Origin of the sequence: Paraburkholderia sp. 31.1 (genome assembly GCF_014397645.1) — a bacterium.
Lineage (GTDB): Bacteria > Pseudomonadota > Gammaproteobacteria > Burkholderiales > Burkholderiaceae > Paraburkholderia > Paraburkholderia tuberum.
Map to the genome: position 1 here is coordinate 54042 of NZ_VZQN01000034.1, position 11386 is coordinate 65427.

The 11386-nt window shown below is 64.1% G+C and carries 8 protein-coding genes; 5 read left to right on the forward strand and 3 right to left on the reverse strand.

The window, feature by feature from the left end; all coding sequences use genetic code 11:
* The first annotated feature begins 57 nt into the window (after window positions 1-57).
* The 5 genes from F6X37_RS24775 to F6X37_RS24795 all read left to right on the forward strand — a co-directional run bounded on the left by F6X37_RS24775 (window position 58) and on the right by F6X37_RS24795 (window position 5762).
* Window positions 58-1332, forward strand: a complete 1275-nt coding sequence (locus F6X37_RS24775; protein WP_187613143.1) for an aromatic ring-hydroxylating dioxygenase subunit alpha — start codon at window positions 58-60, stop codon at window positions 1330-1332.
* A 104-nt stretch (window positions 1333-1436) separates the two neighbouring features.
* Window positions 1437-2219, forward strand: a complete 783-nt coding sequence (locus F6X37_RS24780; RefSeq protein ID WP_187613119.1) for an SDR family NAD(P)-dependent oxidoreductase — start codon at window positions 1437-1439, stop codon at window positions 2217-2219.
* A gap of 14 nt (window positions 2220-2233) precedes the next feature.
* Window positions 2234-3196, forward strand: coding sequence for a PDR/VanB family oxidoreductase (locus F6X37_RS24785; RefSeq protein WP_187613120.1), 963 nt, complete (start codon window positions 2234-2236; stop codon window positions 3194-3196).
* Window positions 3197-3288: 92 nt separating this feature from the next.
* Window positions 3289-4548, forward strand: a complete 1260-nt coding sequence (locus tag F6X37_RS24790) for an MFS transporter (protein WP_187613121.1) — start codon at window positions 3289-3291, stop codon at window positions 4546-4548.
* A gap of 107 nt (window positions 4549-4655) precedes the next feature.
* Window positions 4656-5762 carry a porin gene (locus tag F6X37_RS24795; RefSeq protein WP_187613122.1) on the forward strand — a complete coding sequence of 369 codons (1107 nt, stop codon included), beginning with the start codon at window positions 4656-4658 and terminating at the stop codon, window positions 5760-5762.
* Window positions 5763-5798: 36 nt separating this feature from the next.
* On the opposite strand, the gene F6X37_RS24800 is transcribed toward F6X37_RS24795, so the two are convergent.
* The 3 genes from F6X37_RS24800 to F6X37_RS24810 all read right to left on the reverse strand — a co-directional run bounded on the left by F6X37_RS24800 (window position 5799) and on the right by F6X37_RS24810 (window position 11183).
* Complete coding sequence (locus F6X37_RS24800; RefSeq protein WP_187613123.1) at window positions 5799-8396, reverse strand: response regulator; 2598 nt, start codon at window positions 8394-8396, stop codon at window positions 5799-5801.
* 16 nt (window positions 8397-8412) lie between these two features.
* Window positions 8413-9645, reverse strand: coding sequence for a hypothetical protein (locus tag F6X37_RS24805; RefSeq protein WP_176078987.1), 1233 nt, complete (start codon window positions 9643-9645; stop codon window positions 8413-8415).
* A 296-nt stretch (window positions 9646-9941) separates the two neighbouring features.
* The gene (locus F6X37_RS24810; RefSeq protein ID WP_187613124.1) at window positions 9942-11183 is read right to left on the reverse strand and encodes a phospholipase A; all 1242 of its coding nucleotides are present in this window, start codon (window positions 11181-11183) and stop codon (window positions 9942-9944) included.
* Window positions 11184-11386 lie beyond the last annotated feature (203 nt).

Genomic DNA, 11386 nt, shown 5'->3' on the forward strand with positions numbered 1-11386 from the left:
CTGTCCGTACAATGAGACTACATTCTCATACAACGGACAACAGGATTCGGAGGAATGATGGACAAAAACATGTCGGAAACTCTGGTTCGCACTGGCCCAGGCACGGCGATGGGCGATCTGATGCGCCGCTACTGGGTGCCGGTGCTCCTCGCCAGCGAAATCGCAGAGCCTGATTGCCCGCCGGTGCGCGTGCAGATCCTCGGCGAAAAGCTGCTCGCTTTTCGCGATTCCGACGGCCAGCCGGCGCTGATCGACGAGTTCTGCTCGCACCGCGGCGTGTCGCTGTACTTCGGCCGCAATGAAGAGAACGGCATCCGCTGCTCGTATCACGGTCTGAAATTCGACCGCAACGGCAACTGCGTGGAAGTGCCGTCCGCGCCGCAGGCGTGCAAGCACATGGGCATCACCGCGTATCCGTGCATCGAACGCGCGGGCATCGTGTGGGCATACATGGGGCCGAAGGACCGCCAGCCGGCGCCGCCGGATCTCGAGTGGTGCAATCTGCCGGAGAGCCACGTGTTCGTCTCGAAGCGGCTGCAGGAATCGAACTACCTGCAGGCGATGGAAGGCGGCATCGACACGAGTCACGTGTCGTATGTACACCGCTACGAAGTCGACGAGGACCCGATGCACCAGGGCACGAAGGCACTCGACTACATCAAGGCGGACGGCAACGTGATCTTCGAGATCGAGAAGCAGCCGTTCGGCCTCACGCTGTTCGGCCGCCGCAACGGCGAGCCGGATTCGTACTACTGGCGCGTCACGCAGTGGCTGTTCCCGTGGTACACGCTGATCCCGCCGTTCGGCGATCACTCGCTCGCGGGCCACGTATGGGTGCCGATCGACGATCACACCTGCTGGGCGTGGAGCCTCAACTTCCGCCCGGACCGTCCGCTCGACGAGCAGGAACTGGCCGACCTGAACGCCGGCAAGGGCATTCATTGTGACTACGAGGAGGGTGGCACGTTCCGGCCGAAAGCGAACAAGGACAACGACTACCTGATCGACCGCCAGGCTCAGAAGGAAAAGCGCGCGTACTCGGGCGTGTTCGGCTTTGCGATGCAGGATGCGTCGCTGCAGGAAAGCATGGGTCCGATCCAGGATCACAGCAAGGAAAAGCTGCTGCCGACCGACCGCGCGATCGTGATGGCGCGCCGCATGATGTACGAGGCGGCAACGGCGCTGGTGCCCGACACCGATCCGCCCGCGATCGACGCCGACCAGCAGCGCGTACGTGCTGCCGGCGTGCTGCTGCCGCGCGATCAGAAGCCGCAGGAATGGGCGGTGATCCATCTGCACGACGGCAAGGACCAGCCGATCTACTCGATCTGATGCACGGCGGCGCCGGACTCTGGTCCGGCCCGCGTGTCGTCGTCTGGTCCGATTGGACCTTCTGCCCATTCCGCAAAAGGAGGCCGGCTGCGCGCCGGCATGCAATGCAGCAACGTAAAAGACTCGAGGACAAGGTCGCGCTGATCACCGGCGGCGGAGGCGGCATCGGTGCCGCGACCGCGCGCGTGTTCTGCGCGGAGGGCGCCGCGGTGGTGCTCGTCGATGCGAACCCGGAGGCGCTCACGCGTGTCGCCGACGAACTGAAGGCGGCTGATCCGTCCGCGCGTGTCGAGACGTTCGCGGCCGACGTGTCGCACGACGCCGACGCGGTGTGCGCGGCGCAACTCGCCGCCGATTCGTTCGGCCGGCTCGACGTGCTGGTGAACAACGCGGCGATGCGCAACTACAGCGCGCTCGCCGACGCGACGCCGGCCGAGTGGCAGGCGATGGTGTCGGTCAATCTGGTCGGCACATCCAACTATTGCAGGGCAGCGCTGCCGTTCCTGCGTCGCGCGGGCCGCGCGAGCATCGTCAACGTGTCGTCGTGCTACGCGGTGACCGGCCGCAAGGGCATGGGCCTGTACGACGCGACCAAGGCCGGCATGCTCGCGATGACCCGCACGCTCGCGTTCGAGGAGACCGCGAACGGCGTGCGCGTGAACGCGGTGTGCCCGGGTTCGACGCTGACCGAATTCCACATGAACCGGGCCATTGCATCGGGTAAAAGCGTCGAAGTGCTGAAGACGCAACGCCAGGACACGTCGTTGATCGGCCGTTGGGCGTCGCCCGAAGAGATTGCATGGCCGATCCTGTGGTTCGCGAGCGACGAGGCTTCGTACATAACCGGCACGACGCTGATGGTCGACGGCGGCCTGTCGGCGATGTGAGCGGAGGAGGTGGCATGAACATGACCGATTCCACGCTGATGGTGCGTGTCGCCGCACGACGCGACGAAGCCGACGGGATTGCCGGCTTCGAGTTCGTCGACATCGACGGCCGCGACCTGCCGCCGTTCGAGGCGGGCGCGCACATCGACGTCTACGTGCCGGGTGGGCCGGTGCGGCAGTACTCGCTGTGCAACGCGTCTCGCGAGCGTCACCGGTATCAGATCGCGGTGTTGCGCGCCGCCGATTCGCGCGGCGGATCGCAGCGCATGCACGACGCGGTGAACGAAGGCGACGCGATTCGCATCGGCGTGCCACGCAATCACTTCCCGCTCGCCCGGCATGACGCGACGCCGCTATTGCTCGCGGGCGGCATTGGCGTGACGCCGATTCTCTGCATGGCGGAGCAGCTGGCGGCAATGGGCGCGGCGTTCGAAATGCATTACTGCGCGCGCTCGAAGAGCCGTGCGGCGTTCGTCGAGCGAATCGCCGCGTCGTCGTGGGCGGACAACGTGCAATACCACTTCGACGACGCGCACGGCATGCTCGATCTGAATGCACTGCTGACGGACGCCGTCGCGGACCGGCATCTATATGTGTGCGGTCCGCAGGGCTTCATGAACGCGGTGCTCGACACGGCCCGCTCGCTCGGCTGGAGTGACGAGCGTCTGCATTACGAATACTTCGCGGCGGCGCAGCCGTCGGGTGATGGTGCGTCGTTCGACGTGCGGCTCGCGCGCTCGGACCGCGTCGTGTCGATTGCGGCCGATTGCACGGTCACCCAGGCGCTCGCGGCGGCGGGCGTCGACGTGCCGGTGTCGTGCGAGCAGGGCATTTGCGGCACCTGCGTCACGCGGGTGCTCGAAGGCGAACCTGACCACCGCGACCTGTTCCTGTCGCCAGAAGAGCAGGCCCGCAACGATCAGTTCCTGCCGTGCTGTTCACGCGCGAAGTCGAGGGTGCTCGTGCTCGATCTGTAACCGTAATCGCCGGCCCGGCCGCCAGGCGCGGTCGGCGCCATCCATCAGAAAGAAAACGGGCGGCCGCTGGCACGCCCGGCATCGGAGGAGTCATGGAGAAGAATCTGGCGTCGTCGGAGGGTATGCCCGCGAGCGTCTGGACCGGGAACGATGCGAGGGCGGCGAGTAGCGCCGACACGAGCCCGTATCGCTGGGTCGCGCTGTTCATCGTCTGGGCCGCGTTTCTGCTCAGCTATGTGGTCCGCGTCGCGTGGAGTACGGTAGCCGCGCCGGTCGGCGCGTCGCTCGGCATTGGCGTGTCGATGCTCGGTGCGTTCGTGACCGCGTTTTACGCGGGCTATGTGATCGCGAACGTGGTTGGCGGCATGCTGACCGATCTGCTCGGCGGTCGCGCGATGCTCACGCTTGCGCTGCTGCCGCTCGGCGTGCTCACGTTCACGTTCGGCTATACGCATTCGCTCGCATTCGGCATCGTGATTCAGGCCGCGATGGGTTTCGCGGCGGGCGCCGACTACTCGGCCGGCATGAAGATCATTCCCGCATGGTTCACGCGCGACCGTGGCCGCGCAATGGGCCTCTACACGACCGCGACGTCGCTCGCCGTCGTGATCGCAAATGCGGTCGTGCCGTCGTTTTCCGCGCGGCACGGCTGGTCGAACGCATTCCATATGCTCGGCATCGTCACGTTCGCGTGGGGCATCGTCACGTTGCTGCTGCTGAAGAACCGGCCTTCGAACGAAGCGAAGCCCGCGCGCAACAGCCTCCAGGAAATGCTTGGCCTGTTGCGCAACCGTAACCTGATCGCGCTGTCGATCGCGGGCTGCGGCGGGTTGTGGGCGACCGTCGGCTTCGGTGCATGGGGCAACGCACTGATGACGCGCCAATACGGCATTGCGCCGATCGTCGCCGGATCGATCGTCGCCTCGTTCGGCATTGGCGCGGTGATCGCGAAGCCGACTCTCGGCTGGATCTCCGACCTGCCTGGTGTGTCGCGGCGGATGATGTCGATCGGTTGCCTGATCGCCTTCGCGATCGCGCTGCTGGTGTTCGGCTACTGCTCGACGGTGCATCAGTTCTATCTGGTCGCGCCGATTCTCGGTGCGTTCTCGTTCGGCTATCTGCCGGTGCTGATGGCTCAGGTCAGCGACGCATCGGGCAAGCGTCTCGCGGGCGCGAGCGCCGGCTGGACCAATGCTATCTGGCAGTCCGGCAGCGCGGTGTCGCCGATGGTGGTCGGCTCGCTGTATGGCGCGAGCCATTCGTTCATGCTCGCGCTCCTCACACTCGCGATCGGACCCGCTATCGCGGTCATCGCGATGTTCTTCGTCGACCCGCACATCGCACGCGAATGACCGATTCTCCGGTAGCCGACGCGGCCCCGCGCCGGCTACCGCGACGACAGGGGTCGAACGATAACTAATCCGCATCACAAAACAACTCACTTTCCAGCAGGAGATACATGGTGAAGCACAAGCCTCTCGCCAGGCCGTCGAAGGTCCTTTTTGCATGTGGTATTGGTATCGGCATCAGCGGCGCGGCGCATGCGCAGTCGTCGGTCACGCTCTATGGCATCGTCGACTCGGGGGTGACCTACGTGACTCACGCTGTCACGTCGCAGGGATCGTCGGGCACGCAGGTCGCTCTCGGCACCGGCAACCGGCTGAATTCGCGTTGGGGTTTCACGGGCAAGGAAGATCTCGGCGGCGGACTGCGGGCGATTTTCACGCTCGAATCGGGCATGTCGATGAATACCGGTGCCCTGCAGCAAGGAGGGCGGCTGTTCGGCCGGCAGGCGTTCGTCGGACTTGAATCGGACCGCTACGGCGCGATGATGCTCGGCCGGCAGATGACGCCGATGTATCGCTACTTCCTCGCGCTCGACCCGCTCGGTTATTCGAGTTACGGCCTTTCCGCGCAGGACGCGCAGTTCGTCGGTCGCGCGGATAACGCGGTGTCGTATCTCGGCCATGTGGGACCATTCGAGCTGAATGCGCTCTACAGCCTCGGCTACGACGCAGTCACCTACAACGTGCCGGTGGCGGGCTCGTTCCGCGTCGGCAAGCAGTACGACATCGGCGGACGCTATGTGCAGGGGCCGCTGAATCTGACGTTCGTGTACGAGCAGCGGCAAGGCTCGGCCATTGCGTCATCGGGCGACAGCGAGCGCCGCTACGTGGCCGGCGGTTCGTATCAGATCGGCAAGGCGACGCTGTACGGCGGCTACGAATTGCTGCTGAACGACGTCCGGTCGACGCTCGCCGCATCGCCGCCGCAGTCGATGGCGTTCGCGGGCGTGCGTTACAGGGTGGCGCCGGCGCTGGACCTCGCAGCCGCGACTTACTACCACGCGTATCGCCAGGTCGACGCGCACGCATTGAGCACCGGTGTCAACGCGGACTACTGGCTGTCGAAGCGCACGGCGCTGTATACCGACATCACGTATGTGATCAACAGCTCGAAGGCCGCGCTGAGTGCGACGGGGTGGGCGACTTCGGTCGCGACGACGACCGTGAAGACCGGCGCGAACCAGCTCGCTGTTGCGGTCGGCGTGCTGCACAAGTTCTGACTTAACGCTGCAAAGAGGGCGACCGAGGCCGCCCTCTCAATCGCTCAGCGCGTCGCGATGATCGCGCCGCCCTTTCGCCGACGCGTAATACCGCTGCAAGGCGTCGGTCGAGCGCGCGCCCAGCGCGCGGATCTGCGCGTGCCAGTCGGTTTCCACTGGCCACTCACCGGCGATCACGCGTGGATAGATCTGCCGCGCGTAGCGATGCAGTGCCTTCGCGCCGATGTTGCCGCTGACGCCAAGCAACGCATGCAAGCTCGCGTGCGTCGCCTTGATATCGACGGCCGCGCTGTTGCCTGCGAGGCGCACGACGAGCGAGCGAATCTGTTCGATGCCGTTCAGGAACGATTCGTCAAGCAGATCGAGCGAGACCAGTTCCTTGAGGTGCGCTTCGTCGAGCAGGCTTTCTTCAGCGATGGTGGCGGCCGCGGGCGCGTTCGCAGTGGGGGGCAATGCCACCGGCGTCGCCGCAAAATCCGTTTGCGCGGCTCCGCCCGCGGTTTCCGTGATTCGTTGCGGAGCGTCCGCAACCAGCGCGCCGCGTGTGCCGAACTGCCGCGCGAGACATGCGTACAGCGAGCCGGCCTGCACCGGCTTGATCAACACCTCGTTCATCCCGGCGGCAACGCAGGCCTGCACCGCTTCGGCATCGGTGTGACTGGTCAGCGCAATGATAGGCAGCGTCGCGTAGGCATCGGTGCGCGCGCGAATCGACTTCGTCGTCTCGATGCCGTTCATGCCCGGCATGTTCACGTCCATCAGGATCGCGTCGATGAAGCCGTCTTCGTGCAGTTTGGTCAGCACCGCCTGACCGTGGTCGGCCTCGACGACGCTCGCGCCGCAGCGCTCCAGATACGCCTTCGCGACAAGCCGGCTGTAGGTGTCGTCGTCGGCGATCACAAAGGTTCTGCCGGCGAAGACATCGGGCAGTTCGCCCGGCTGATGATGCGCACCGTTGTCGAAGAGGGTCTGCAACGCGGTGAGCAGCTCCTGCACACTCGACGTCTTGCTGATGATCTCGTCCATGCCGGCGCGCCGCGCGCGCAGTCGCACCGCGATGCCCGGTTCGGCGGTATAGGCGGCGATCAGCACGTTGCGGTTCGGGCAGTCTCTGTCGGCGCGGATGCGCTCGGTCGTCGTGTAGCCGTCCATCGCGGGCATGCTGATGTCCATCAACACGAGATCGTAGAGCGGCGCGCGCCGCAACGTGGCGAGCGCAAGCTCGCCGCCCGACGCCTCGCTGACATAGGCGCCGGCCTGCGTCAGCACGCGGCGGGTGCGGGCGCGCAGCGTGTCGTCGTCGTCGACGACGAGCACGCGCTTGCCCTTGAACGCCGGCATCGCCCGTTCGAACAGGCGCCGCTCGTGCTCCTCGACCTCGTCGGCCGCTACCGGTGGAAAGCGCAGCGTGAACGCGGTGAACTTGCCGAGTCCCGATTCGCAGTCGATGCTGCCGCCGAACGCGCGCATCGCGCGCTGGCAGTACGCGAGCCCGAGCCCGGTGCCGCCCGAGTTGCCGGCCGTGCGAAACGGCTCGAACAGATGCTGCAGGATCTCCGGCGCGATGCCGGGGCCGGTGTCCCGTACGATCACCGAGTCGCGGTCGACGGTCAATGTGAGCGTCGCCTGCGGATACGCGACGATGTGATGCAGCGCGTTCTTGATCAGGTTGAACAACGTGAACAGATAGACCGTCTCGTCGACCTTGAACACGAAGTCGCGCCTGACGACGACGCTCACCTTCGCGCGTTCCTTGTCGTTGTCGAAGCCGTATTCGGCGAGCGCCTTGCGCGTGGTCGCGCCAGCATGGAGGTAGCTGAGACTATCCGGGCGGATCGATTTCGCGGCGACTTCGTCGAGCGTCATCGCGATGATGCGCAGGCCGCGCTCGATCGACAATTGCCCCTGCGCGAGGTGGTTGTACATCAGCGAGGCCGTGCCGTCGGTTAGCGTCGGCGCCGCGCCCGCTTCGGTCGCCGCGGGCAGCGCTTCCTCGACGCGGTCGAGCACGTGCCGCAACTGGCTCAGCGGATTGCGCATCTCGTGCGCGATGGACCCCGCGAGCGCCTGCAACGCGCGGTTCTTTTCGACGAAGATGCGTCCCTTGCTGATCGCATGACTGAACGCCATGCTGCACAGCACGACCACCGGCAGCAACGCGAGATTGGACTTGTCCTGCGCGCTGAGAACGACCGGCGTCGGCGCGCTCCACACGCCGGCGAGCCCGCCGGAAAACACGCCAATACCGATGCACGTTATTAGCAGCAGGGGGTTGTCGATACACAGCGCCAGAATGAAGATCATCATGACCTCGGTCATCATCCACATCGTGGAGAAACCGTTTCTGACGGTCAGGAACGTGCAGACGAACGGCAGCACGTAAATCAGACAGCAATGCCAGTAGATCAGCAGCGCGGGGTTGTAGCGCCTCGGCCAGCGCGCATGGAACAGCAGTGGAATGCAGACGGCCGCCGCGCTGAGCCGCAGCAGCAGGTTGTCGTAAGGCTGCGGAAGGATGTAGGTCCAGACGACGTAATAGATGGGGTGACACAGGAGGCCGAGTGCGCCTCCCCATCGAATTGCGAACCTGCTTCGTTCCAGCATATCCCGCATGCTTTCGCGCAGTATCGCCATCAGGCCTCCGAGTTCATTAGGAACCCATCATTTCATGCGTATTGAATTGCTGTGATTCGACGACTTCGGCGAGCGAATCGCCGTTCTTGCCGTGAAACGGTCCGACCGAAAAGCCATACTTCTTCAGCAGACCATGAGTATAAGAGACCGACCACACGGGCGGGCTGCCAATGATGAAATCGGAGGCGATACCTTCCTGCCATGCCGAATAGCCTTCGGCGAAGCAGGTATAGCAATCGCGGGTGGATGGCAGCCTGAACGGGAACGCGGTGTCGAGTCCGGCGGGCCCGCGCGCGAAGCATTCAATATAGAGCGTATGACCGCGAGATGCGAGTTCCGCTGCGACGCTTGCCGCGCGCGGATGCGAGTCGTCGATCCAGAATTGCGCACGTTTGAGATCGGCGGCGCTCAGGTAAGGCACGCTCGTGCTGCTCGCGAGAATCGCGCCGTCGAAGTCCGGCAGCGGCGTGTCCGGGCTGAACGTATGCACCGATACTTTCGATTTGCCGAGCAGGTCCGACGCGAGCAGCTCGTTCGCCTGATCGATCAGCAGGTTGATCTTGTCGGGCAGATCGATCAGCACCAGCTCCTTCGGCGCATCCTTGTAGAGCAGATACTTCGCGACCGTCGTGCCGAGCCGGCCGGCCGCGCCGAACAGCGCGAGCTTCGTGTTGCCGAGCTCGAGGTCGAGCTGTTCGCAGCAATGCATCGCCCAGTCCTTCAGCATCGCCGCGGTCGCCGCGTGGCCCGTCGTGATGTGAGGCGGCTTGACCGGCCGGGGCAGCGCGCCGTAGTTGCACGCGTAGGGCGTCGACGCGCCCATCGCGACCATGTTCAAGCCCGCCTTTCGGGCGAGCTCGAGCGCCGGAAAGAATTGCGTCTCGCGAAAGCGCTTGATGCCGCGCGGGCTGCCGAGCCACATTTCGAGCGGCACCGGGCAGGCGATATTCGCGCCGATCACCTGCGCGCCCGAATAGATCGGCGATGCGATGAAAGGCCTGGTTTTCCACAACTCCTCTTCGAACGATTCGCTTCGTTCGCGAACGTTGTGAAAAGAAAATGAAAGGGTTTCCCAATCGGTCGCGTGGAACAGAAAGCCGACTCCTCCCTGACGGGCCGGCAGGCTGTCCCGGATCTGTTCCGGGTGAATTTCGTGCTTGAGCGCAAGCGGTGCACTATTCCGATGCAAAAGAAGTCCGGTTGGCTCGTTTGAAACAGGCGACACGTCTTTAAGGAGAGCGGTTTTCATTGGTTTTTCCGTGGTTTTGATTAGACGCTGGAAAAGTCAGCGCGCGGCGTGGCCAGCCGGTTGGACCGGCGACCCTTCAACTCTAGAGAAATCCACACCGATATGCCCGTCTGTTCGTGCACACAGCATTCACGAGCGGTCCATGACGGGTTGCCCGCCGGGTGGAGGTCGGCTTTGGGCAAACTTTTGAAGGATTACGGCAGAAGTTTCGATGTATTAGGGCGCGTCGGGGGCCGTCATCGAATGGAAAAGGGCCGCTCGGCGGCCCTTTGCTTGCATGCCGGGCGAATTCCGGATTAGCGTGTGATGCTATAGCCGATTCGCGCGATCCAGCGATGCTGGTTGTAGTCGAGAATGTCCTCGCCATAACCGCTGAAGAAGCCAAGCCACAGATAACCGCCCCAGCGGCTATTGATCAGCTTCGCCAATGGATAGGTGAACTGCGTATCGACGCTGCCTTTGCCGCCTTGCGTTCCTTTGCGCAGCGTCGTGTCCAATTGCGCGCCGTCGGGGCTGCCGTAGATGAACCGCAGGTCCACGTAGCCGCGGTAGTCGGCGATGTCATGGTTCTCGCCGGCGATGTGCGTATAGTAATAAATCTTCGGCTGGATGGTCAGATGGTAGCTGTGGATGTCGCCGAAATCCCAGATCGGCTTGAGGAACACATAGTCGACGCCGCGCGATTCCGGACCGTCGCGTCCATTCGATTCGTGTTCGTAGCCGGCCATCACGCCCATTCTGCTCCACCACGTGCTCTTCCAGCCGGTGTCTTCGAGGTAATAAAAGAGTGCCGGCATATAGCTGGTGTCGCGGAACGGCGCCGAGTACTTCTTGAGATCCCACAGCGAGGTTTGCGTATAGGCGAAGTACAGGTTGTCCGCGAAACCACGCGAGCGCGGGTCGTCCGGAACGACGAGGCGGAACTTGAAGCTGAGCTGGAATTTCGCGAGGGACTCGCTACCGCCGCCATCGGCGAAATACATCGGTTCGAAGGCGGAGAAGCGGCTCAGGAAAGTGTTGATTTGCGGCACGGGCGCATCCGGTCGTGATGGCGCGGGCGACGACGCGATCAGGCTCGTCGACGACGGTGCGCCGCTCGCGGTGGCCGCCGCCGTTGCTCCATTGGCGCTCCCGGCCGACGCGAGCGCCGCGTCCTTGCCGGAGCGCGGCGGACGCGTCAGCAGCACGTACGATGGCGACACGTCGAGATCCGGCACGTCGATCTGCATCGCGCCGCGCGCCCATTCGGGCCACGTGCCGGTATAGCGCACTGCCTTCAGTTCGCCGGCGGCGAGCTTCAGATGCTCGGGTGCGCCGCTTTCGCGCGTGAGCGCGAGCCGATGCGGTACCACGTCGGTATTGCTGATCGCGATATTCAATTGCGCCGGCACGTCGACTTCGGTGCCACCGGGTTGATCGCCGGCATAGACGATCGTCACTTCGAGTGGACTGCTCGATAGCGCTTCGCGCGGCGGACGCAATACGGAAACGCCGGCGACGCTATACGCGGAGTAGCTGCCGAGCACCAGCGCAGTCATGCAAAGCGATAACCAGGGGAGAAGCCTGGAAAGCGAGCTGGAAACCGAGCCGGAAAGCGGACTTGAAGATAATCGGGAAACACGCGAGCGGTGGCTGCGAACGGCGGACTGGCGGTCTTTCTTCACGCGAGACATCGATCGATTCCGCACACGAAGCTCCTGGTGGTCTACGAGTTCAGGTCGCAAAGAGACAATAGCGTTAA

What these genes read in the sequence shown, in the direction of transcription:
- F6X37_RS24775 (WP_187613143.1), top strand. Translation starts at nt 58, where the DNA reads ATGGACAAAAACATGTCGGAAACTCTGGTTCGCACTGGCCCAGGCACG.
- F6X37_RS24780 (WP_187613119.1), top strand. Translation starts at nt 1,437, where the DNA reads ATGCAGCAACGTAAAAGACTCGAGGACAAGGTCGCGCTGATCACCGGC.
- F6X37_RS24785 (WP_187613120.1), top strand. Translation starts at nt 2,234, where the DNA reads ATGAACATGACCGATTCCACGCTGATGGTGCGTGTCGCCGCACGACGC.
- F6X37_RS24790 (WP_187613121.1), top strand. Translation starts at nt 3,289, where the DNA reads ATGGAGAAGAATCTGGCGTCGTCGGAGGGTATGCCCGCGAGCGTCTGG.
- F6X37_RS24795 (WP_187613122.1), top strand. Translation starts at nt 4,656, where the DNA reads ATGGTGAAGCACAAGCCTCTCGCCAGGCCGTCGAAGGTCCTTTTTGCA.
- F6X37_RS24800 (WP_187613123.1), bottom strand. Translation starts at nt 8,396, where the DNA reads ATGGCGATACTGCGCGAAAGCATGCGGGATATGCTGGAACGAAGCAGG.
- F6X37_RS24805 (WP_176078987.1), bottom strand. Translation starts at nt 9,645, where the DNA reads ATGAAAACCGCTCTCCTTAAAGACGTGTCGCCTGTTTCAAACGAGCCA.
- F6X37_RS24810 (WP_187613124.1), bottom strand. Translation starts at nt 11,183, where the DNA reads ATGACTGCGCTGGTGCTCGGCAGCTACTCCGCGTATAGCGTCGCCGGC.